Origin of the sequence: Erysipelothrix aquatica (assembly GCF_009828825.1) — a bacterium.
Lineage (GTDB): Bacteria > Bacillota_I > Bacilli_A > Erysipelotrichales > Erysipelotrichaceae > Erysipelothrix > Erysipelothrix aquatica_A.
The window spans coordinates 424502-448649 of record NZ_WTTA01000003.1; the positions used below are offsets into that span (position 1 = coordinate 424502).

The window sequence follows — 24148 nt, forward strand, 5'->3', positions numbered from 1 at the left end:
CCCTTAAAATTTTTCTGGATGAATAAGTGCATAAATGAGATATGCAAACACAGCAATAATTACGATACTCAGTAAGATCATAGAGAATCCCCCGTTTCTTGAGTATCCCCATTCTAGCACTGAGGATATTAAGGTGGCATTAATAATTTGACATAGAAAAAAGACCAGAAACCCGGTCTTATTTTTCATACTTTATCATGCGATAACCAACACCCACATGGGTTTGAAGGTACCGATTTTCTGGATCATAGTGTTCGATTTTCTTACGAAGCGTTGTCACAAAAACGCGTAGTGCAGGAATGTTGTCGGAATACATACCCCATACCTCCCGAAGTATTTTTTGGTATGTAATTACTTTTCCCATGTTTTCAACCATAAGCAAGAGTAACTTATATTCTGTTGGCGTTACATGCACATCTTGGCCCGATACACTCACTGTTTTCGCGTTATTATCAACCACAAGATTGCGGTTCGTGTAGAGATTGGTCTCGTCTTCATGACGGCGCATGCGTCGTTGAAGAACCCGAATTCGAACCATCAATTCATCGGCTTGAAAAGGTTTCGTAATGTAGTCATCTGCTCCTGCATCCAATGCTTCAATCTTATCTCTAACCTCAGCCCGTGCACTCACAATAATGATGGGGATATCAGAGCTGTTACGAATTTGGGTGACAACCCACACGCCATCTTTATCTGGAAGTCCCAGATCAAGAATCACACAATCAAATACTGCATCGTGAAACAGTTTCATCCCATGACGGGCACTTTTGGCTACAGTCACGGCATAGCCATCTTGAATTAGCGTATTCCGCATCAAATTTTGGATGACAGGATCATCTTCAATGATTAATAGTTGTGGTTTCATCAACATCATACCTCCTTAACATGATACTAAAGCACGTTCCATGCGGTAAAACATCCTCAACACTAATGCGCCCTTTGTGTGCTTTAACGATTTCATATACTAAAAATAGACCCAGTCCCAGACCACGACGACTGTCCTGGTCTTGCGTGTAAAACATCTCAAAAATTCTTGATTTATCGGCAATTCCCGGTCCCTGATCTTCAAAATGAACCGTCACCCATTCATGATTGACAATTTCCGTTGTTATCTTAATGAGCGTTCCTTTAGGAGTATACTTTAAAGCGTTGTCCAAAATATTCGTAAAAACTTGAATCATAAGCTTTGAATCGACATTAACGGTTGCAAGGATATCTGAATCTACGACTTCGATGCGATGATTTTTCGCTTTCGTACGCACTCTTTGGACACTTTCATCTACTAAATCTTCAAGGATTTCCCCCTCCATATGCAACATCACATGGTCTTGATCAATTTTCGTCATGGCTAAGATATTTTCAACCAAATCAATCAACCACAAGGCATCATTTCGCACATCCTTATAAATTTCATGCGTTTTGACTGTATCTAAAGACGCTTGTTGGAGCAAATCCATGTTCCCAAGTATCGTAGTGAGAGGCGTACGTAAATCATGAGAAATTGTACGAAGTATTGTGGATCGTAGCTTTTCCTGTTCAATCAACAACGCATTCTGATGTTGATCTTCATCCAACGACGCTTTCTCCAACGCGAGACCCCCTTCATTAATTAGCGATACCAGAAGATTCTTTTCAAAGGGGTCCATGCCGTCTTCGCGATTCGCAAAACCAAGTACAGCCACAACTTTGTCTACAGACCGAATTGCAAGATAAGTAAGTTTTGCGTTTGACAATGTATTGGTATGGGCACCCGCACGTTTGTTATTTTCAAAAACCCATTGTGCGATTGCACGTTCTTGTTGCGTTAAAAGCACGTCATGAATATAGTCTGAGCTTAAATCACTATATACAGTTGGAATGAGTTGGTCTGCTTCCAAAGTATAAATGATGACAGATGTATTGAGTAATTTCTTTACTTGATGACCCAGAGCATCGATGATCTCACTGCGATTAGATGCACTTTGCAAACGCAAACTGGTTTCAAGCAAAATATCAGTACGGTATGCCTTCTTCGCCGACTGAATGTCTTTTTGTTTGAGTTTTGTGGTCAGTGTACTAGTTACAAACGCCGCAATAAACATAAACAAAAAGGTAAAGGGATACCCAGTGTCATACGCTTGTAATGAAAATTGTGGTTGTGTAAAGAAATAATTAAAAACAAGAACGGATACCACCGATGCTAGCGATGACCAAATACGGCCCCGTGTGAGAATCGAGATGAGAAGTACCCCAAGCAAGTAAACAACAATAATATTGGATTCACTAAAGCCTTGCTCGGCAAAAATTGCACCCATAGCCGTCGCAAGAACGATAATACAAAATGCCACAAACCCATCTTTCCATTGAAAATATTCTTTTTGGATGATGCTTGAGCGGCGATGATAATAAGATGACGCTTGATCCGGAATGACATAGATATCAATCATCGGTGCAAATTCTGACATTTGGTCAATAATGCTTTGTCCTTTAAACAAACTTCGTTTGCGAATACTTCGGCCGATCACGATTTTTGAGACATTACTAATTTTTGCATACTCCGAAACTTGCAACGCGATATCATCACCATATAATAACGATACTTGAGCATTTAATTCTTCCGCTAAACGTATGTTAACTTTAAGTTGTCGGCGCGACACATCATCCATCTCATCCGTTTCGTCATCAACATAAACCGCAGTAAACGTTGCATGAAAGGCATCTGCCATCCGTGCAGCCGTACGAATAACTTTCTCATTAGTCGGCGACGCCGAAAGACACACTAAAATGTGCTCTTTCGTAAAATATGGGGCTGTTTTATAGCTGTTTTGATTAATTTGATCGGCAGTTTTACGCAATGCAATCTCGCGCAGCGCGACAAGGTTTTCTTCTGTAAAGAAATTATCCAGCGCCCGCTTAGCCTGCTCCGTTTTGTATATTTTACCAGCATGCAAACGATCTATCAGATCACGGGGCGCAATATCTATTAATGCGATTGTTTCTGCCGCATCAAATATTCGATCTGGCACGCGTTCGTTAACAACCACCCCTGTAATGACTTCGACGACATCGTTCAAGCTCTCGATATGTTGAATATTCACTGTTGTGTACACATTGATACCATTATGTAAAAGCTCTTCAATATCCTGATATCGTTTATGATGACGAACACCCGGGGCATTTGTATGTGCCAATTCATCAATTAAAATATACTCTGGATGACGCTCTAAGGCAGCTTCAAGATTAAACTCTTGAAGGGCTACGTTTTGTCGATACACACTTTGTGGTTCGATTATTTCAAGATTTTTAATTTGCGCCGATGTCTCTGGACGTTGGTGCGGCTCAATGTAGCCTGCCACAACATCATGCCCATTTTGCTTTAAAGCATGTGCTGCCTCCAACATCGCATATGTTTTACCAACACCCGCAGCATAACCAAGAAATATTTTTAGACTTCCACGTTTCATCTGTATCACCTCATCCCAAACATACCACATACAGTATTAAGACGGTATTAAATAATACGCCCCATAAAAAGCCTGTACAATGTTCCTTCTTCATCGTACAGGCTTTAAGTCTATTTAAGTGTTACTGCTACAAAATGTCCGGGGTCAATTTCATACCAATCCGGATCAATCTGTCCTTCTCTAAAGGCTCTAAAATCAAACACATCTGTTTCCGCTGAGAAATAATCAAGCGCATGACGCTCTTGTGTTTTTCCAGCGATATCAGTTTTCAAAAACGCCGCAATCAAACGTTTTGTATATGGGTGTGTGGGTTTATTGAAGAGCGCTGCGATCGGCGCTGCTTCCACAATCTTTCCACCATGCATAACAATGATATCATCCGCCATTTGACTAATGACACCCAAGTCATGGGTGATAAACATGATCGACGTTTTAAAATCACGTTTCAAATCATTCATTAACTTCAAAATCTCTGCTTGAATAATGACGTCCAAAGCAGTTGTTGGTTCATCCGCAATGAGTAATTTGGGATTGCATGCAAGGGCCATCGCAATCATGACACGCTGACTCATTCCGCCTGAAAGTTGGTGGGGATAAGACTTTAAGATTCGTTTCGCATTCGGAATCTTAACTGCTTCCAACATTTCAAGTGATTTCTGCGACGCTTCTTTTTTGGATAGTCCTTGATGGAGAATAAGTACTTCATTAATTTGACGTTCAACCGTAAAAACAGGATTCAAACTGGTCATCGGTTCTTGGAATATCATAGATATCTCATTCCCGCGGATCTGTTGAAGTTCTTTTTCAGGCATCGTCGAGATGGCTTTATCTTCAAAAGTTATAGTACCTTCGTGAATTTTTTGATTGGCTGTAAACAGTTGGAGAATTGACATCGCAGTTTGGCTTTTGCCACTTCCCGATTCCCCCACAATTCCCAATGTTTTTCCAGCTTCAACTTTAAATGAAACACCATTGACAGCCTTTACCAATCCATGACGGGTTGTAAAGTATGTGTGCAAGTTATTAACTTCTAAAATGCTACTCATGCTGCTTCACCTCTTTCTTTCAAATGACATGCGACAAAGTGTCCGGGTGATACTTCAAACCAATCCTTATCCGCTTCGCCCATTTCATCAAACAAGAATTCAAATCGTGTGTCTTCACGGGATTCATACAATGCTTCTTCAGCATTGAGGCGTGGAATCGCATCTAAGAGACGTTTTGTATAAGGATGTTGTGGATTCGTAAAAATTTCATCAGCAGGTGCCAATTCCACCAGATTTCCAAAATACATAACTCCAATTCGGTCACTAATGTATCGGACAACTCCTAAGTCATGGGTGATGAATAGATACGTAAGATTTTCTTTCTCTTTTAGCTCCTGAAGTAAGTTAATGATTTGCGATTGAATGGAAACATCCAATGCACTAACCGCTTCATCACAAACAATGAATTTAGGCTTTAGCGCAACAGCGCGGGCAATCCCAATACGTTGACGTTGACCCCCTGAGAATTGGTGTGGGTAACGATTCCTAAAAGACTTGCTAAGACCACATTTTTCCATGACATCTTCAATGTATTCAATGTAGCCATCACTTTTTTTACTTTCAAAAACACCATGCGTAATCAACCCTTCACCAATAATATCGCCAACTGTAAAACGGGGATTTAATGATGAATAGGGATCTTGGAAAATGATTTGGATATTATGACGTAATCCTCGTAATTCTTTCGTAGATAATGACGTCAAATCAATGCCGTGATCTAAAAATGATTCAAAGTACGCAAAGCGCTCATGACCACTTAAGGTTGCTTTCACAGCTTCTACCTCAGCCTCGATTGTTTCAAAGACTTTTGTTTCATCTTCAAACTGTGTTTGTAAACGTTTTTCATTGGCTTCTAATTTTGCATCAGTTCCAACAATTTTCAATCGGGCTTGTGTCATGTATAAATCCTGATGAATTTGAGCTAGCTTTGATCCCGCACTGTATCGTTTAATCAGTAACTGGCGGACAAAATTAAGATCATCATGCACCAACAATCCACCTGCGAGTCGGAGTACGTTACCATACTTCTTATTAAAGTCAATTTCTTTGAGACGATACGCATCGATGCTCGCTTCATCATTTCGTTGTGCTTCCAATGCTTTTAACTCCGCAAAATCTTTATCATAGGATCCTGATATTTTTGGAATTGAGTCATAGGTTTCTTTAACGTAGGAAGGCATCAGATTTTCAATGGTATCACCATAAAACATGGTTGTACCACCAGTCTGTTCCTGAAGTTGAATTAACGTTCGACCAAATGTCGATTTACCACATCCTGATTCACCTACAATGCCTAACGTCTCACCTTCAAATATTTCCAAGGAAATATTTTTATTTGCCTTTACATACTCTTGGTGACGTTGGAAGACACTGGATTTTTTGACAGGGTAGTATTTTTGTAAGTTCTGTATTTTAAATAATTGTCGTGTTGTCATCTTGAGTCCTCCTAATCACGCATTTTTGGATCAATTGCATCACGAATCCCATCACCCAATAAATTAAAGGCTAAAATGGTTAACATGATTGCAAGTCCAGGGTATACCGTAAGATAGGTATGTGTTCGAATATGTTCACGTCCCAAACTTAACATGGTACCCCATTCAGCAACGGATGCTTCAATGCCTAATCCGATGAAGCCAAGTCCTGCTGCCGATAAAATCGCAGAAGCAACACCCATGGTTGCTTGAACAATAACCGGTGATAAAACGTTGGGTACAATATGTTTTATCATGATTGATGTATTGGATAAGCCAATTGCATGTGCTGCTTCAATGAATTGTTTCTCGCGCACAGCCATAACTGCAGATCGTACAATCCGGGTATAACTTGGAATCCCTCCAATACCTATCGCCAGAATTAAATTCATTAAACTTGGACCAAATGAGGCAACGATCGCAATGGCAAGTAGAATCGATGGAATTGAAAGGAGTATATCTGTAAAGCGCATAATCACAGTATCGACTTTACCGCCGTAGTAGCCTGCTAGCAATCCAAAAATACCACCAAAGAATAATGAGATAATAACTGCTGAAATTCCGATGGTGACCGATACGCGAGCTCCGTATAGAATACGACTAAGGACATCACGTCCTAGCGCATCAGTTCCTAACAAATGCGTTCCGTTAGGATGTTGAAGCGCATTCGATAAGTTTTGTTCTGTCATGCCAAACGGTGCAATTTTGTCTGCAAAGATAGCAACAAAGACAAGAACAACAATAAAAATTAAACCGACAACTGCTCGTTTATTTTTGATTAATGCACGCCATATATCGCGAAATGATCCTTCAGGAGCTACCACGATGTCTTTCTTTTTATTTCGTTTAAACATATTGGATCTCCCTTCTATTTGTATTGTGAACGAATTCGTGGGTCAATATACCCATATAGGATGTCAACACTTAAGTTCACAATCGTAAAGATAAAGGCAATAAAGAGAACCCCACCTTGAACGACAATTAAATCACGTTGACGAATTGCATTGACCATCAAGGTCCCAAGCCCATTTATACTAAATACCGTCTCCGTCAGTACTGCCCCCCCTAGAAGCGCTCCAAACTGTAATCCAATCACGGTTACAACAGGAAGTAATGCATTTCGTAATGTATGGACATAAATGACCCCACGCTGGGATACCCCTTTAGCATGAGCTGTACGAATGAAATCTTGTCCCATCACATCTAGCATACTTGAACGGGTAATACGCGCAATCGATCCTATTGAACTCGATGCAAGGGTAATAACTGGAAGGACCATTTGTTGCCATGATTCAAATCCAGTGGATGGGAACCATTTTAGTTGTAATGAGAAGACAATGATGAGTAGGAGCCCTTGCCAAAATGTTGGCATGGATACACCCAAAAGTGATACAAACATTGTTCCATTATCCACAGCTGAATAGGGTTTACGGGCTGCAAGAACTCCCAGTGGAATTCCAACGACTGCCGCTAATACAATACTATATCCAGCAAGTTTCATTGTATTTGGAAAACGCGTCATAATCTCAGTGATGACGGGACGGTTATTGACAAAAGAACGACCCAAATCAAATTTTAGCAACGCATTCCCAATATATTTGAAATATTGGATGAGGAAGGGCTGATCCAACCCCATTTCACTTCTTAATTGAGCAATTGCCTGAGGTGTCGCAGATTCACCAAGTATCAAAGTTGCGGGATCTCCTGGTGAATAGTGCATGATTGCGAAGACAATCAATGATACACCCAAGAGAATTGGAATGACCCATAGAAGTCTTTTTAGAACATATTTGTACATTGTACTCATCCTTTCTTTTAAAAAAAGAGTGGGGAGATTGTCGCCCCACTCAGTGTTAATTACTCTCCAACCTTAACTTGGCTCAAGAAGTATGAACCTGTTGGATGGTGTTTAAATCCTTGAACATTTTTACGTGTTGCAGTGACATTCTCGCCATCTTGAACGAAAATCCAAGGAGCTTCATCACGAATGATGACTTGTGCTTCTTTATAAAGTGCTTCACGGGCTGCTGGATCCGTTGTTGTTTTACCATCATCTAGTAATTGATCAACCTTAGGATTACTATAGAATGCACGGTTCCCAGCTTTACCAAATTGTGATGTGTGGAACAATGGATACAGACCGTAATCAGCATCAGTTGTGACAGTTGTCCATCCTAAAATATACATATCACCTTCACCTTTTCCGGTTGCATCTAAGTATGCTCCCCATTCTAATTGGTTAATTTCAACTGTAATTCCAAGTTTTGAAAGTTCTTCTTTGACGACTTCCGCAATCTTAATACGCTCAGCATTGTTGTCACCAACAAGCAGTTTCAATGTAAACCCACCATCTGCATATCCAGCTTCAGCAAGCAATGCTTTCGCTTTATCTACATCATAGTTGTATGGTTCTAATTCTGAGTTCGCACCAAACACAAGTGGATTTAACGGTCCTTGTGCAGCTTTACCAACACCTTGATATACCGTTTTAACGATTGCATCTACGTCGATAGCATAGTTAATTGCTTGACGGACACGAACATCATTGACCGGTGTTTTACTTTGAGTGTTGAAACCAACATAACCTGTTGATAAGTTAAGGTCACGGTAAAGTGCTAAGTCTTTGTTTTCTTCAACTTTGGCAATGTCTGATGGTGCAACATCCAATGCAATGTCAATTTCACCATTCTCTAGTGCAATAAGTCGGACCGAATTCTCTTTGATAACTTTAAATGTAATTGTTTCTGCTAAGCCTTTTTCCCCCCAGTAATCAGCAAAGCGTTCTACATTGACTTCACTTCCTGCAGTCCAGTTCGTAAATTTATATGGTCCTGTACCAACAGGTTGTGTTCCATAGTCTTGACCACCCTCTGTGACAGCTTTTTCGTTCATAATCGCTGTTGCAGGGTGTGCAAGATGTGTTAGGAATGGTCCAAATGGTTCTTTGGTTCCAATTTGAATAGTATGATCATCAACAATTTTTACTTTTGCTGGATCAACGGAACCGACAATGTGTCCAATTTGCTCAGATGCAGCTGCACGGTTCATGGTGTATGCGACATCTTTCGCTGTAAATGCTTCCCCATTGTGGAATTTAACGTCTTTACGAAGTTTAAATTCGTATGTTGTATCATCAATAGCAGTCCATGACTCTGCAAGTCCGGGCTCTAACTCAAGTTTTTCATTTTGTTTAATCAGTGTTTCATAGATTTGACGGGCAATTCGTGTTGTTGCTTGGTCATTCGTATTTTGGATGTCAAATGTTACGGCATCAGCACTTGATGCAATGATAAGTGAATCTTTTGCTCCTTGGCTTGATCCACTTGAACATGCGGTTAAAAATAATGCGAATGCTGCGATCATAATGATCGATAGTTTTTTGCGATATTTCATATTTGTTCTCCTTCTCTTCACTGGTTTTCTCGAGTTTATCACATAACGCAAGTCGATTGCAAATGTTTTCATCATAAATTGTAAAGTTTTACATATATTCAATGTAAACTTTTACATTCCTTCGTTAAAAATAGTCTGTGAATAGTGGCGATTTCTTCACAATCGATAGTTTGTATTCCAAAACAATTATTAAGCAACTTTCACATTCAAAATAATAAAAAAAAATCGGCCGAGGCCGATTAACGTAATCTTTCAAGTAAATCATATCTATAATAATGGTCAGTGTTTTGGGTAAAACGAACCGTGTTCACGTTTCTTATTTTCTTAAGAACTTGTAAATATGACACCAACAATTCAAAAAATCCATCTTTTTCAAAGTATGCTGCCGTACCCCCAAAATCATGGATAAGCATTACAGTTTCTTTTCCTTCATTCGTGATCTTTGCATGAATATAAAATGTGCGATCATCCCGGTACGTCCGTGACCCAAACTCGATGGCATCTGTAAATGTCGAATACGTTTTATCAAATACTTTAGAAACATCTGGATGTTGATCCATATACTTTGCAAAATATGCGCCTGTAAAAGCAACTAAATCTTTATTCATACATTACCCAATCTTACACGTTTTATTCAGTTCACGATGCGTAAACCAAATACCCAGAGCAAGAATTCCTAATGATATTATTTTATAAGGTAAATTCGCTAGTGGCAAGGCATAAACTGAAAATGCAACGCCAAAGGACGCAAAGAACGCAACCACGCAGGGTGTGCAGCCATATGTCAAGATACCAAAGATTATTGATACAAAACTAAAATTTTGACTTTTGCTCTCTTTTCCAATGATGCTAAACTGCAAACTACTGATCATCATTAAATAGGCAGATATACCTGCCATAAGAATGTTAAGAATGATATTAGTCATGACAAGTCCAAGTGAATACTGAGACTGCATTTCACTATAGCTTATATTTAAATTGTCAATAACTAGATTTACGAGTAAAAAGAAAGCAAAGAATCCAAAAAACTTATATTTATTGTTGGTAATGTAGTTACGTATCATAGGTCACCTCATTGACTATAAATATACCACCCCCGGTATTTCATGCAAGCGACATGCTCACTTCACACGGGTAATAATCTCATCCACAACGATTGTTTTGTGTCGAATTTCGTTGAGAATACCGATACTCAGTGCAAAAAGTACAAATAGGAGTAAAAGCATGATGACATAAAGTTTATACTGTTTCATAGTAACCTCTATGTGGAATTGTAAGTACCACTTCATAATGTGTTTCTGTATGATGGGTTGTTAGGGATCCGTTGTGGAGCATCATTATTTTATCTGTTAATGATAAACCCATACCAAAGTTTTCTGATTTTGAAGTTAAGGAACGCTTTGATGTTATTCTATTTTTAATATGGATTGTGTAGTGCGTGGGTGTATCGATTCCCCAAACGTGTATTGGTATCATACGATCCATCGTTGCTTCAATCGCATTCGTCATTACATTAAGAATCGCAATGTGGAATAACCCTTCATCGAGTTCGAATGTAGATGACTCCAGTTCAATCGTAAGTGCTTGACGGGTCGGCTCGGCAATACTAACAATTAACTCCGATAGCCACTGTGTATCAAGCGTTACATTTTGAAGCACTTTCGTATTTTGACTATAGAGCTTGAGTAATGAAACTGATAATGATTTGAGTCGATATGCTTCTTGATGGATTGCAACGAGCGTTGCTTCTACTTCTGGATTTTTGTTTTGTGATAGCAAGCGGTTGACATTGCCCAATATACTGGTTAATGGTGTTTTGATTTCATGAGACAAATAACTAATGAATTCTTGTTGTGACGCATTCGCATCCGTCAAACTCGAGAGTTGCTGGTTCACACTCGCCATCATTATATTAAACTGATGGGCTACTGCCGCAACCCGATCACTATCAATCTCATCAACACGAACGGTTGTTTTGAGGTTACCTGCACGGACTTCAGCCATCGCTTGTGTCAGAGTCTCTGTTGGTTTAACAACGTAGCGTGCTAAAATCCATGCAATAACTCCTGATCCAAGCGTTGCCACGATCATGACACTCACGGCATTAAAATATAAGACATTAATCGTTTGAATCGTATTCGTGAGGTCGTAGCGTAAGCTAATAACCAATGGACTAAATGCTGTTTCAATATACTCTTGTGTGACCAACATGGTTTCTGTAGGAGACTGGTAGGTTTTAATCCATACTGTGTCATAATTAACTGTACTCATGAGTTCTAGTGGACCAAAAGCCGAATAGTCCTCTGATTTGAGCAAAATGCCACCGGATGTGGAACCAATGACATATTCACTTTGAAGCGTTTGGCGCAAATCATTTTCCAATGGTTCTCGGGGTGCGTCTTTTTCAATATCTGGGACGCGCTGCTTTGTTATATATTCAAGGGACTTATGTTCTTCTAGGGCCCGTTCTTGTGCTTGTTGCATGAGGCTTTGTGATGCGATGGTGAACCATGTTATCCCAACAGCACAGATAAACGTTACAAACGTTGCTAAAAGGATCGTAAAAATTTTAAGATAAGGTTTCATGATAGGTGATCCAAGATATAGCCAAATTTAAAAATAGTTCGAATATTTGTCTCAAGATGCATTTTTTTACGTAACCTTTGGATGTGTAAATCGAGCGTTCGTGTTTCATCATGATCTGTTTCCCAGATACTTTCAAGAAGGTACTCGCGAGACAACGCAATTCCAGTATTTTCAATTAAAAATATCAGGAGACGGTATTCTAATGGCGTTAATGAAACCACATTTCCGTCCATCCATACTGTCGATGCCTCAAGATCAATTTGAATATTCTTATACTGCAGGTTTGTCATTGGGTTGTGGTAACGTCGTAAAATTACTTTTACGCGCGCTAAAAGCTCCGGGACTTCGAATGGTTTTGTTAAATAGTCTTCGACGCCTAAGTCGAATGCTTTAATTTTATCATCAATCGAACCGAGTGCCGTCAACATAAGAACAGGTATCTTATAATCCTTAACCATCGGCAACAGGTCATAGCCGCTATGAATCGGGAGCATAACATCTAAAATAATGAGGTCATACGGATTCGCTTCTATCGCATCGGCACCACGTTGGCCATCTTGCGCAACATCAACATCATAACCATGTTCTACGAGGGTTTGTTCAATCAATGAAAGAATCGATTTATCGTCTTCAATAACTAATATTTTCATAAGCGCTCCTTTTAGTTCAGTATATCATGCGGTATTTTAATCTGGATACATTTCTGTTACAAGTCAGCGTTAAGATGTTTACGGAGGAATTTAATATGAAAAAATATACCCTTTTACTTTTTGTACTTGGACTTTTAGCGAATATGAATGTATCTACCCTAGCAGCATCTGACGCCTATTACTCAACGACATATCTTTTGGTCAACCGAGATACTGGTGCTATTCTTGAACAATTAAACGATGAAAAGCTGATTCACCCTGCTTCCTTAACAAAAATTATGACGACCTTTGTTGCACTTGAAATGATGGATGAAAACCAACTAAACGAAACTTATACCTTAACCCATGATATATTTTATGATTTAGTTTCATTAGATGCTTCTGTCGCTGGTTTTGATGCTGGTGAGACCGTTAAAATTATTGATATTCTTTATGGCATTATGCTTCCTTCTGGCGCAGATGCTACGCGCGCAATTGCGAATTATATTAGTGGGAGCGAGGATGCATTTGTACGCTTGATGAATCAAAAAGCACATGAATTAGGACTCGAGAATACTCATTTTGAAAACACAAGCGGTTTAGATCATCCGAATCATTTAACAACCGCTCATGATTTACAAATCATCCTTGAAGCTGCATTGAAAAATTCAACATTCAAAAAAATATTCGCGGCCTCAGAATATCAGTCTTCACCGACAAATTATAAAGAATCTGGATATATATGGGTTGATAAAAACCTTGAATTTGCGAATGGTGTTGACCCCCAAAACCCCTTAACAGGTACAAAATCTGGATATACCGAGCTCGCAGGATCGGCGCTAGCTTCAACAGCGACTGTGAATGGCTCATCCTACATGCTAATTTCTTCAGGTGCGCCGTATACCCCCTTTGATTTTTATAACGTCCAGGACGCCTTGAAGTTCTATTCTCAAGTTACTAACACATCGGCACTAGCAAAAAAAGAAAAACCTGAAACCGTTCAATCGAAATCAGTCGTCGTCAAAACTCCTGAAAAACCCACTTTGTTCTCGTCAAACTTATTCTTCTTAATTGGTGCCCTAGCAACTGTGGTTGGATTTCTGATGTACCTCGTCAGTAAAGTCTAATGGTACATAAAAAGAAGGTATCCACTTGGATACCTTCTTGAGCTATTTCACAGTGACTTTGTGAACTGTATACGTTGAATCTGAAAACTCTAGAATATAGTTATCATGCAAATACAGTTTATCAAAACCTTGTTTAGAAACATTGCCCATTCTGTCAATTAAATGTGTTTTGCCCGCTTTCCCAACAATCATAAATGGTGTTTGGAATGACAGATTCGTTGAAAGTGTCACATCTGGCTCCGCAACTTTGCGGTAATTTTTGAATCGTGCGTCAATCTCTGGGAACCCATCAAAACATGTGAATTTACGGATTGGTGTAGAATCACAGTTAAATTTCATGATTTGGTTTACTACGATTTCATAACCGTTTGGCAACTCAAATTCAGTGGCTACGACTGTTTCACCTTGCGTATTGATATATCCAAGTTTGCCATTTTCGATGACCCCAATTGCTTTATTATCAGCTTGGAAATCATGGCGCGGCGTTGTAACAATATCGTATTTAAAATCTAATTTTGAAACATCGATAGGCGTACCAGCTTGCAATAGAGCAACCGCTACTTTGTCTCCAACGGTTATGGACTCAAATGTGAGTGCTTGGCTGTCTTCCTGATATGCTTGACCTTCGGTTGCTACAATTTGATGGATTGGAATTAAGTTTGACCGTTCATATTCTATAATGTAATCAATGTTAATTTCAGTTCGAATTACGCCTTCTACCAATGAGTCAACAGAATACTCATAACGGTATAGAACCCCATTTTCAACACCGTATATTTGAGTGCCTGCATAGTAGTCACCACCATATAGCGGTTCTTCTAGAACCTTTGGTGTCCCATCCTCATTAAACGTAACAGTGTACTGCGATTCTAAATCTTTAAGTATAAAAGTTGGGTAACGGTGACCATTATCATATTTATAGTTGAACATATTTACTTTTGATGTTTCCACAACGTTGGTTGCGTTCCCCTGTTTATCAATAGCTTTTACCATACCATTATCTTCAATTACAGTCCCGCCCGATGCATCAAAGAAAAATAACTGATTGTATGCGATGGGTTCGAACAGTTTTTCGAACCCATATACTGGATCGGTATTATCAACTACCGGCGGTTCAATAATTGGTGGTTCAATGATCGGTGGGACAACGGGTTTAGGCTTGCGCATCAACGCCCACACACCCACTCCAACAACAAGAATACCAATAACGATCAGTACGATGTTGGTGGTTCGCTTTTTTTGTTGTGCCTTTTCTTTATTCTGTGATAATTGTTTTTCGAAGTCATCCATAATTTAGTCCCCCTTTGCTAACTGTGGATTATTTCAATACCTATTTATCCTATCTTTATTTTATCACAAGATGACACTATGTACACGCTTTCATTTCATTGTGTCCGGTATTGGCGAATCTTAAATGTTACGGGGAATGAATTCGGCCTCGACGCCTTCGGATTGTGATTCACCCTTTAATAACGTTTGGACCGCTATCGCACCGACTTTGTCGAGGTTCAATTGAATTGTGGAAAACTCCATTACTTGACTTAACGTTAAATTATCTTCGCCAACAATCATGAAATCTTTGCCCACATGATACCCTAATGACAGTGCTCCGGTAATAATTCCTGCGGCGTGATCATCACTGTGAGTGTAAATAGCATCTGGCACCTGTTGTGATCGAAACATTTCCAGTGCACACGCTTGTCCATCGTCGAAATGATGGGCATCACTCCGATAGTAAACAATGTTGTCTGTTGCATAAAACTCGTGAAAAGCTCGCATTAATTCTTTGAGCGACTGTGATTCACGGGCTACAGTAATCGCAATGCGTTCCAGACCATTGTGTTGAAACGTTTTAAACATTTCTCGATAGGCTTCGTAACGTTTTGTAAACACGGAGGCAATTCCTTGGGGTAGATCGCGTTCACATACAATTAAACGATAGCCTTCATCATTGAATGCCTGAAGCACTTCCACATCATTAATGCGTGAGGTGAGAATTATTCCATCAACACGTTTGTCTTTTAGTTTATTAAGGTGTTCTAACTCAATTGCTGCATCAAAATATGTTGGCATCAGTAGGATTTCATAGCCATTGTTTATCGCCTCATGAAGCACGCCTTTCACAAAGGTATCGTAACAATGGGTATTATCAGGAATAATCACACCAATCACTTTTGTGGAACCGGTGCTCAAATGAACAGCATGAACATTTTTTCGATAGTCTAACGCCTCTACTGATTTCATAATAATCGCATAGGTTTCTTTTGAGACGTATCCCGACTTATTAATTGCACGGGAAACCGTTGCTGGCGAAACATTTGCATGTTTCGCAATATCATAGATGTTTGCCATTGTAATCCTCCTTTAGTCTTAGTGTATCGTACTTTTATATGTGGAAGGGATTCCACATTCTCTCGATTGACTTGACATGAAACGCGTTCCATCCATTACAGTATGGCTGAGAGGAGATGATTTTATGAAGTATATTGTTATTGAACCACTCGCACCCAATACAGACATGCATCGCTTTGAGCGTGCTGTTGCTTGGCTCAAAGAAGATGGATACCACGTCATAAACGACTTTGAAGTCGTGAATAAGCGCGATGTCGCATATACCGTATCGAACGGAACTGTTTATACTCAAGATGCTGAGATATCGTATCCATTGCGCTATTCAATTGCATATGACCTTGAGCGTCTAGCACTTATGATGAAGCCTGGTATTTAAGCATTCCACGCAATAATTCGATACTCACCATCAAAATATTCGATTGCTGCAATGTCATCTAAAGAGGCATAACCTTGTTCCTTAATAAACTCATATACCCATGATGTATCTTTACCCATGCGCTCAAGATTATCTTTATAGATGACTTTATCAACAACTAAGAGCATTGGATATTTCGTATCGCTTTCGTGTGTGGTGATGACGAGCGACCCATTCTGTTCAATTTGCCCAGAAGTAATATGGGCAATATCTTGGATTCCTTGAAGTCTAAGTTTGAGATACAAATCAGCAATGGGAAGACGGGCTTTTTCCACACCTTTGCGTGTAATTTTGCCGTCTTTAATAACATTAATGATATCACCATCAATCAGTCGCTTGACAAAAATATTATGCTTTCGTAAGAGATTCAAACTGATGGATAGGATTGCCCAAATTGTCATCACGACCACAAATTGAAGTGTCGTAATCGCAGGGTTGTAAAGCACACCTCCAATGATTCCACCCAGTATGTAATTTTGTATTTGGTCCAGTGGTGCCATGGGTGCTAAATTCGCTTTCCCCGATACTTTCATGACAAGAATGGCATACGCAATTCCTATTAGTAACTTCAAAAAGACGTCGATGTATTGCATATATGAATCCATAATTCCCTCCTAACACGTGTTGATTTCATTATATCATGCCGACGCCATTACCCTTGTATTAAAAAAACACACTCGACAAGTGTGTTTTTCTATGCCCATATCATGGTTATCTCATAACCTTGGCACATGTGGATCCCTATTGAATGTGCTCGATGTGAATCGGCATGGTGCGCATAACCTGTGTTGTGCAAAGACGATTTTATGCACATACCCGTAATGAATCATTATACGGTACGATAACTTCCTGTTGCAGATCAGCACCAGACGGTTTTGATCATAATGGGGATGGAGAAAGTATCGTGATATCAAAACAGCTGATATTATTTGTGTGGTTGCAAGTCTTTCAATGACGTCTTGCAATGGGGAGACTAAAATCACTGTTTAAACCAACGTTCTGAGGAAATTTGAACACTCAGATGGCTTATAAATGTACCGATACCATTTTCAAAAACACCGTTCGTTTTACCCTGTAGTGCTTAGGAATCCGCGTTTTTTCAAGGTAGTTCAATCATGAATCGCTGTACTGAAGCTTTTCATTTTTTCCGTTGTATTTTTTCTGAGATTGTTTTCGTATCCTGTTGCAAATTCAGCAACATAATTTTATTCCAAATGTCCATACATTGTTGTTTCGGAATAACATACTCACTTTTATCGGCACAAAATAAGCGCCGCAACTTCTCTTCAAATTGATTCAAAACAATCACCCCACACTTAATAGACGACTCATGTGTTTCAAAAGTCTTAATAATTCGCCATTAAAAAAGAGGGCTTAAATGCCCTCATCATTAATTGAATAACCTGTCTGTAAAGTAACGATCCCTATGAGTTAAGAAAATCTCTGTATGTCGGGTGGTCTTATTATGGTCTGTCCACTCCCATTTCGTTACTGTTTCTGTTGGATCAAATGCATACACACTCAGTTGTAAGTCATCCACAACGATCCCGTTTATGCTTGCATCCCGATAGCGCAAAGTAAGAATTGGATTTTCTTCTAAAGCTGAATCCACAAGGGTCGTATCATGAACACGTCGACGAAACACATCACTAAATTGGAACGGCGTCGGGGTATTAATCGTTTGTTCACTGACACTGTCATATGCTTCGACGACTGTGCCATCGATGTCTATACTGTAGTCCGCGATTGTCATGAGCTTCGTACCATCAAGCTTCGATTCAATCACAGCATAATTAACGTAATTGGTCGACGTGTCGTTTGGTAATACGTGCACATAATAGTTCCCTTGTTTTTGAATTTTTTCTGGCTCATCAAACATATCATCAAATGTAAAAACACCGAATTCCTTATTGTTCGCGTAACTTTGATTTGTTTTTTTGAGCGCGACCGCATAATTTTTAGTTGCATCTCCTGGAAACGCAAGTACGATCGTATCTGGTTGTGTACGGTATTTTGTCAATGCCGTTAGCGAAGAGGTACTTTCTTTCGGATAGAATCGAATATAGGTTTCGATAGGCGACCCTTCAAAATACGTCGCTCCCGATAGCATTTTGGGACGTGTTAAAGGACCCAATTTCTCAAAAATAATCGGGAGATAATGCGTATCTGTTTCAAGAATATAGAGGGTGTCCAGTTGATTTATGTCTTCTTTATACCCAACGTCACACTGCGGGATTGTTGCGCCTATACACACGTCTTCAATGTACGCATCTGTGGAAAACTTCCACCCTGAAACAAAGAGATACGTTCCAACAAGTGCAACCCCTATGAGTGTCGCAAGTGTTAATTTATGAGTTCTACGCATGTGGCCTACTTCCTTTCTAAATCGGTCGAGATCGCAACGCCGTCGTCACGATTAACCGTTATTTTTATGGATTCAGGTGCTTCCATCACATTACGAACTATAAGATAAAATTCAGTTTGCGAGTAAACTTTCAGTGCGAATGATTCATGTGTATCGAGTGCGGCAAACCCTCCTTCAGGGATTCCTGGCATAGTATAGTTGCTGCGTTCTCCGCTCTCGAGTAGCTTGCCATTCAATGTCATCGTCCAATCAAGGTATTGGATATCCGTGCTAAAGACCGTAAACGGTGGCGTTTCTTTATGTACTGTAATTACTAACAAGTTGTCATCGAAGTATGCGAAATTTAGAAACGTATAGTCCGTGTTTGCGATTGTCATTGCCCCCTCGACCGGCTGGACAAAAGTAGGATTTTCATTTTCCAATGCCGTTGTGAGTGACGGCTTAGGAGCTCTCGCAATATCAACTGTGCGACTTAACGAAGGATAAATTGCTATAAGAATATAAACAACTGAAATCACAAGTACTATTTTCAAACCGAAATATAACCATGCAATGATGGGGTTATGCACCGCATTCAATTGTTTACCTATGTCGTCAGGATTTCCCATCTGGTGGACGGCTTCTAGCTCGGCATCTTCTAAAGACATTCCTAAGTCCGTAAAAGTTTCCGTCAATTCATCAAGATGATTTTCAAACTCAGCACGAATTGCGTTTCGATCAAATGGATATTTAATGTGAGCAATCAGGGTTTGGATGAATTGTTGTCGTGGTGTCATGATGTCGTAAGTGTTTGCGGTGTATTCACAACTCGTTTCACAGAATTTGAGAATTGTTCCCAAATTGCACGTTCTTCTTCAAGTTGTTTTTGACCCGCAGTCGTGATGCGATAATACTTCCTTTTCTTTTCATTCTCCCCTTTAGCCATATAAGATTTTAAATATCCTGATGCTTCCATGCGATGCAAAATTGGATACAACGTTCCTTCTTTCATCTCGAAAGTATTGTCGGAACGTGACTCCAATTCTTTAATGATTTCATAGCCGTAGCGATCCTGTTCTTGGATGAGTGACAGCAACATAAATTCTGCACCGGTTCGCAACCATTCTCGATTTCGTTTCATGGTATCCCTCCTACCTATGTGTATCTATGTACATTATACCTAGAGTCACAATGTATGTCAATTTTGCCACCTCCATCAAATAATAAGACCACCCTATAGGTGGTCTTTCGTGTTATTTTGAGGTGAATTTTTTGACAATTTGGTCTTGGACTGTGACATCCACGCCAACTGTAGAAAGATATGATACAAACGAACCATAACGGTCATGAATCGCATGCAGGAACTGTTCAATGGCTTCTGGTTCTGATTTCATTAAATTCATATATCGTTGATTTAATTCGGGATCCAAAGTTTGAAAACGATCTTTGATGTTGATGTAAGATTGTTGGTAGTCGTTGATAATATCTCGATGTTCAACCCCCATTAAACCAAGAAGTGTCGCTGCGATGATACCTGTCCGATCTTTTCCCGCAGAGCAATGAAATACAACGGGACCTTCACTTTCCGCTATCGTGTTGAAAACATTGCGAATAAACCCATGATCGTCCATCATCATGACATACATATCGCCCAATTTCAAACTTGGATTGGGATTTAAATCTAAATTGGATACACTGTGATTGTGATATGCAATTGTTTCGTGAACCGCAAAAGGATTCGGACTCTGGGCTAGCTCTTCTTGATGACGCAAGTCAATGACTGTTTGAAGTCCACGTTGCTCAAGATACATAACTTCTTCGGGTCTTAATAGACCCATATCATCCGATCTGAATATTACATTCCATTTCGTTTGGGAACCATCCGCTAACGGATAACCGCCCAAATCACGGAAATTATGAACCTGTTTAAAGCGATAACGTTTTTGCATTAGTGTTTCTCCTCGATGTTTTCGTATAAATCATGAATGAGTGCATCACTCAATTTGTCTGGACTGTCATCAAACACAATGCGTCCATGTTTTAATGCAATGATTCGCGTTGCATAGTGTTTCGCCACATCTACTTGGTGGAGGTTTGCGATCGTTGTGATTCCTTGTGCCTCGTTAACGCGCTTTAACGTATCCATGACATCTTTAGAGGCTTTCGGATCTAACGATGCAATGGGCTCATCTGCCAGCATCAAATCAGGATTTTGAGATAATGCACGACATATCCCAACACGTTGCATTTGGCCCCCAGATAGGGCATCTGCACGAGCATATACTTTTTCACCCAATCCAATATCTTCTAAAAGTCGAATTGCATGACGTTTGTCTTTTTCGGAATACAATCCCATGAATCCTTTGAAGGTTGACATCTGGCCCAATCGACCATGAAGCACATTCTCGAGAACACTTGATCGGTGTACAAGATTATAATTTTGAAAGATCATCCCGATGCGTGAACGGACATTTCGCAGTTCATGCTTTGAAGCCGTTAAGACTTCGATATCTTTCACACTTAACGTGCCTGATGTCGGTGTCACCAGACGATTAATCGAGCGTAGTAAAGTGGATTTACCTGACCCAGAAGGACCAATAATTGCAATAAACTCTCCCTCATAAATTGTTAGGTTCACATCCTTAAGAGCCTGGGTCCCATTCGGATAAACCATTGAAATATCATGCATTGCTAAGATTGCCTCCATGCTAACGTTCCTTTCGAATCCACGACACCATGCGTCGGGTAGTATATTCTGTGATCCACATTCCCATAAATATGATGAGGATCCCCATACTTGCATTTTCAAAGTTATAGGTTCCTATCGACATATTTAAGGTGTATCCAATACCTGCAATTCCAACCATTCCCAACGAAATGGTTTCTGATGTTGTTAATTCAAATCGTAGTGCGACGGTTGCAATCAGTTGTGGCATTAGCTCTTGGGTGAGCCCACGAAACACCATCACAATCCAGGGAGTTCCACTCGAACTCATGGCTTCAATAATGTCATAACCTGCTTCTTCAATACGCTGTGCTAAGATTTTCGCAAGGTATGAGATCGTAGGAAGAAAGAGGCCAAGTACGCCCGCTTGGGATCCGAATCCAATACTCGCAGCTCCGACCAATCCCCAAATCGTTATCGGCACTGCTCGAATCAATGAAAAGAGCACGAGTAAGACGCGAGCCAACTTTGGAAACGGTGCTGTATTGGATGCGGTCAGATAGGCAATGGGTAAGGCAAATAATAATGCCGTCAATAATGCGACAAACGCGATTGCAAGCGTATCGATAAAACTCGTTAGATACGGAAGTGCCAAGGTCCAGTTTGGATTCAAGAGTCGTCCGATAATTCCGTACGTTTTATCGATGTTCGCAACAAACATTGAGAAATCGAGTTTTACATACCACAACGATACAAAAACAAGGATCGTTGCCCCAACTATAAAGCGACGGTTTTGCCGTTGTGTGGGGCCATGTTTCACGCGAATGCGTTTTCTTGCGGCCTGTTTCGAGGTTGTTAAGGTTAAGTCTTCAGGTCTCATAAAATGGCCTTTCTAATTTTGTTGGAAATAATTTCTACCGTGATCATCAATACAACAATCACCAGTATGAGTGCACTCGCATCATGATACTTAAACAAATCCAGTGATTTTTTAAGTTCGTATCCTAATCCACCTGCCCCTACCAGCCCTAAGATGGAAGATGCTTTAATATTGATCTCAAAGAGAAATAAGACCCAACCGTAAAAGGTTGGAAGAAATTCTGGAATCATAACGTGATGAATCAATGCTAACTTGGAAGCGCCATTGGCACGCAACGCTTCTAACGTTCCTTTATCAATATCATCGAGTGCATCTGCGAACACACGACTGAGAAACGATACTGAGAAAAAGACAAGAGCAACAACTCCAGCCGTAATACCTATTCCCACAATGATGACAAATAGCGATGCCCATACCATCATTGGAATGTTTCGGACAAAGGCAAGTGCCCCACGAATCACAATTGCAATTTTTGGAAAAGGTGTCGTTCGTTTCGCAATCAACAATGCAAACCCGAATGCAAGAATGGCTCCGCTAACACTTGCAAGAATGGAAACAAAAATTGTATTAAGAATTGATTCCACATAGAGGGGTAACGCTGTTAAGTTCGGTGGTAAAAACTCCACGATAATAAATCGAATAAAACCTGGAATCGATGTCAAAAAGACTGCAAGATTAAAATCAATTGCTTGACTTGTGAGTATATAGAGCCCTGCAAAAAGACCCAAGACCAATAACGTTTGCCATTTATGTTTAAGCGTATGAATCATTGCGACATCACTTCTTCAGTCAGTTTAAGTTCTCTCGACATTATTTCGAGGCCATCGTATAAGGCATCGTTGGGTGCACCATATTTACCACCTTTCATACCAAGGTTTTTGAAATAATCTGGATTTGAATATGTCATTAAGAAATCTTGAACTTGTTGTTTCACAGTGGCATCAAGATCTTCCCGAACAACGACTGGAACAGCACTAATATCAACACCAAGTTCACTGCCCGCACCACCGATAACACGCACGCTATCTTTATCAATCACACCATTATCTTCAAGAATTTGTGGCATTTGGCAATAGGTCGCACCAACATCATACGTTCCTTGAGCAACACCAATAACCGTTTTATCATGCCCACCTGAAAATTGAATTTGTTTAAAATATGAGGATTCTAATGTTTCCAATGGAACACCCGATTCAACTAATAATTTGTATTTAGGAATAAGATGTCCTGTCGTTGAAGCAGGATCACCGAAGGCTATCGTCTTTCCTTTAACATCATCTAGAGACTGGATGTCGGAAGCTTGTGATGTGATGAAACAAGCGACGTAGCCATTGTCATTTGCCATGGATGGCATCTCCACATTGGCCACTAAAGAAACGCCGCCTTTGTTTCGGGCTACCACATACGAGAATGGTGTGAGTTGCACCATATCAACTTTGCCACTTGAAACGGCTTCAATCGCTGCAGAATAACTTGTTGTCTGATACGATTTAACTTCCATATTAATTGCTTTAGATAAATCTTCTTGAAAGGCTGTATTCAATTCTTGAACTGCCATTGAGTCCTCAACTGGTAAGTATGCAATCGTAAATGATTCTTGACCTTGAGCACTGCAACCGACAAGGGCAAAAAGAGCAATACCACCCGCAATAATTTTTGAAATCTTCATATTTTCCTCCCGTTTATAATGGAAATAGTGTAGTATTTGTTTGTCAATAGGATACTACTGAGGTCATCATAACACTATGTCTTTGGATTCACCGTAATGATTCTGTTAAAAGAAAGTTAAGAGG

26 protein-coding genes are annotated in these 24148 nt (G+C 39.8%); 2 read left to right on the plus strand and 24 right to left on the minus strand.

The window, feature by feature from the left end; genetic code table 11:
* Positions 1-3 precede the first annotated feature (3 nt).
* The 13 genes from kdpF to GVV22_RS08005 form a co-directional block, all read right to left on the minus strand.
* Complete coding sequence (gene kdpF, locus GVV22_RS11215) at positions 4-189, minus strand: K(+)-transporting ATPase subunit F (RefSeq protein WP_201290703.1); 186 nt, start codon at positions 187-189, stop codon at positions 4-6.
* The gene (locus tag GVV22_RS07955; RefSeq protein ID WP_201290704.1) at positions 179-865 is read right to left on the minus strand and encodes a response regulator transcription factor; all 687 of its coding nucleotides are present in this window, start codon (positions 863-865) and stop codon (positions 179-181) included. Before GVV22_RS07955 ends, kdpF begins: the two co-directional genes overlap by 11 nt.
* On the minus strand, positions 840-3443 hold the full coding sequence (locus GVV22_RS07960; RefSeq protein WP_201290705.1) for a sensor histidine kinase: 2604 nt from the start codon (positions 3441-3443) through the stop codon (positions 840-842). The genes GVV22_RS07955 and GVV22_RS07960 overlap by 26 nt, the downstream gene beginning before the upstream one ends.
* 110 nt (positions 3444-3553) lie before the next feature.
* Positions 3554-4489 (minus strand): ABC transporter ATP-binding protein, encoded by a 936-nt coding sequence (locus GVV22_RS07965; protein WP_159649589.1) that lies wholly within the window; start codon positions 4487-4489, stop codon positions 3554-3556.
* Positions 4486-5925: an ATP-binding cassette domain-containing protein gene (locus GVV22_RS07970; RefSeq protein ID WP_159649590.1), complete on the minus strand. Its 1440-nt coding sequence runs from the start codon at positions 5923-5925 to the stop codon at positions 4486-4488. The genes GVV22_RS07965 and GVV22_RS07970 overlap by 4 nt, the downstream gene beginning before the upstream one ends.
* 11 nt (positions 5926-5936) lie before the next feature.
* Positions 5937-6818 carry an ABC transporter permease gene (locus GVV22_RS07975; RefSeq protein ID WP_159649591.1) on the minus strand — a complete coding sequence of 294 codons (882 nt, stop codon included), beginning with the start codon at positions 6816-6818 and terminating at the stop codon, positions 5937-5939.
* A gap of 14 nt (positions 6819-6832) precedes the next feature.
* The gene (locus tag GVV22_RS07980) at positions 6833-7762 is read right to left on the minus strand and encodes an ABC transporter permease (protein ID WP_159649592.1); all 930 of its coding nucleotides are present in this window, start codon (positions 7760-7762) and stop codon (positions 6833-6835) included.
* A gap of 59 nt (positions 7763-7821) precedes the next feature.
* Positions 7822-9357, minus strand: a complete 1536-nt coding sequence (locus tag GVV22_RS07985; protein WP_159649593.1) for a glutathione ABC transporter substrate-binding protein — start codon at positions 9355-9357, stop codon at positions 7822-7824.
* Between the two features lie 239 nt (positions 9358-9596).
* A complete protein-coding gene (locus GVV22_RS07990; RefSeq protein WP_159649594.1) occupies positions 9597-9965 on the minus strand; it encodes a hypothetical protein in 369 nt (122 codons plus the stop codon).
* Positions 9966-9968: 3 nt separating this feature from the next.
* A complete protein-coding gene (locus GVV22_RS07995) occupies positions 9969-10421 on the minus strand; it encodes a hypothetical protein (RefSeq protein WP_159649595.1) in 453 nt (150 codons plus the stop codon).
* A 57-nt stretch (positions 10422-10478) separates the two neighbouring features.
* The gene (locus tag GVV22_RS11130) at positions 10479-10610 is read right to left on the minus strand and encodes a hypothetical protein (RefSeq protein ID WP_268890717.1); all 132 of its coding nucleotides are present in this window, start codon (positions 10608-10610) and stop codon (positions 10479-10481) included.
* Positions 10597-11943: a HAMP domain-containing sensor histidine kinase gene (locus GVV22_RS08000; RefSeq protein WP_159649596.1), complete on the minus strand. Its 1347-nt coding sequence runs from the start codon at positions 11941-11943 to the stop codon at positions 10597-10599. Before GVV22_RS08000 ends, GVV22_RS11130 begins: the two co-directional genes overlap by 14 nt.
* Positions 11940-12593, minus strand: a complete 654-nt coding sequence (locus GVV22_RS08005) for a response regulator transcription factor (RefSeq protein WP_159649597.1) — start codon at positions 12591-12593, stop codon at positions 11940-11942. The genes GVV22_RS08000 and GVV22_RS08005 overlap by 4 nt, the downstream gene beginning before the upstream one ends.
* Before the next feature lie 95 nt (positions 12594-12688).
* On the opposite strand from GVV22_RS08005, the gene GVV22_RS08010 reads away from it, so the two are divergent.
* Entirely contained in the window at positions 12689-13699 is a 1011-nt protein-coding gene (locus GVV22_RS08010) for a D-alanyl-D-alanine carboxypeptidase family protein (RefSeq protein ID WP_159649598.1), read from the plus strand.
* A gap of 42 nt (positions 13700-13741) precedes the next feature.
* Here the strand turns inward: GVV22_RS08010 and GVV22_RS08015 are convergent, their stop codons facing one another.
* On the minus strand, positions 13742-14989 hold the full coding sequence (locus GVV22_RS08015) for a hypothetical protein (protein ID WP_159649599.1): 1248 nt from the start codon (positions 14987-14989) through the stop codon (positions 13742-13744).
* Between the two features lie 120 nt (positions 14990-15109).
* Positions 15110-16051, minus strand: a complete 942-nt coding sequence (locus tag GVV22_RS08020; RefSeq protein WP_159649600.1) for a LacI family DNA-binding transcriptional regulator — start codon at positions 16049-16051, stop codon at positions 15110-15112.
* A 124-nt stretch (positions 16052-16175) separates the two neighbouring features.
* On the opposite strand from GVV22_RS08020, the gene GVV22_RS08025 reads away from it, so the two are divergent.
* Complete coding sequence (locus GVV22_RS08025) at positions 16176-16427, plus strand: hypothetical protein (protein WP_159649601.1); 252 nt, start codon at positions 16176-16178, stop codon at positions 16425-16427.
* Here the strand turns inward: GVV22_RS08025 and GVV22_RS08030 are convergent.
* The 9 genes from GVV22_RS08030 to GVV22_RS08070 form a co-directional block, all read right to left on the minus strand.
* Positions 16424-17071: a DUF421 domain-containing protein gene (locus GVV22_RS08030; protein WP_159649602.1), complete on the minus strand. Its 648-nt coding sequence runs from the start codon at positions 17069-17071 to the stop codon at positions 16424-16426. The two genes, GVV22_RS08025 and GVV22_RS08030, sit on opposite strands and share 4 nt — an antisense overlap.
* 785 nt (positions 17072-17856) lie before the next feature.
* Positions 17857-18831: a hypothetical protein gene (locus GVV22_RS08035; protein WP_159649603.1), complete on the minus strand. Its 975-nt coding sequence runs from the start codon at positions 18829-18831 to the stop codon at positions 17857-17859.
* A gap of 5 nt (positions 18832-18836) precedes the next feature.
* Positions 18837-19670 carry a permease prefix domain 1-containing protein gene (locus GVV22_RS08040; protein WP_159649604.1) on the minus strand — a complete coding sequence of 278 codons (834 nt, stop codon included), beginning with the start codon at positions 19668-19670 and terminating at the stop codon, positions 18837-18839.
* Positions 19604-19951: a PadR family transcriptional regulator gene (locus GVV22_RS08045; protein ID WP_159649605.1), complete on the minus strand. Its 348-nt coding sequence runs from the start codon at positions 19949-19951 to the stop codon at positions 19604-19606. Before GVV22_RS08045 ends, GVV22_RS08040 begins: the two co-directional genes overlap by 67 nt.
* 112 nt (positions 19952-20063) lie before the next feature.
* Positions 20064-20759 (minus strand): tyrosine-protein phosphatase, encoded by a 696-nt coding sequence (locus GVV22_RS08050; protein ID WP_159649606.1) that lies wholly within the window; start codon positions 20757-20759, stop codon positions 20064-20066.
* Positions 20759-21517 carry a phosphonate ABC transporter ATP-binding protein gene (gene phnC, locus GVV22_RS08055; RefSeq protein ID WP_159649607.1) on the minus strand — a complete coding sequence of 253 codons (759 nt, stop codon included), beginning with the start codon at positions 21515-21517 and terminating at the stop codon, positions 20759-20761. Before phnC ends, GVV22_RS08050 begins: the two co-directional genes overlap by 1 nt.
* A gap of 1 nt (position 21518) precedes the next feature.
* Complete coding sequence (locus GVV22_RS08060; RefSeq protein ID WP_159649608.1) at positions 21519-22355, minus strand: PhnE/PtxC family ABC transporter permease; 837 nt, start codon at positions 22353-22355, stop codon at positions 21519-21521.
* Positions 22352-23125, minus strand: a complete 774-nt coding sequence (gene phnE / locus GVV22_RS08065; RefSeq protein WP_159649609.1) for a phosphonate ABC transporter, permease protein PhnE — start codon at positions 23123-23125, stop codon at positions 22352-22354. The genes GVV22_RS08060 and phnE overlap by 4 nt, the downstream gene beginning before the upstream one ends.
* Positions 23122-24024: a phosphate/phosphite/phosphonate ABC transporter substrate-binding protein gene (locus GVV22_RS08070; protein WP_159649610.1), complete on the minus strand. Its 903-nt coding sequence runs from the start codon at positions 24022-24024 to the stop codon at positions 23122-23124. Before GVV22_RS08070 ends, phnE begins: the two co-directional genes overlap by 4 nt.
* Between the last annotated feature and the right edge of the window lie 124 nt (positions 24025-24148).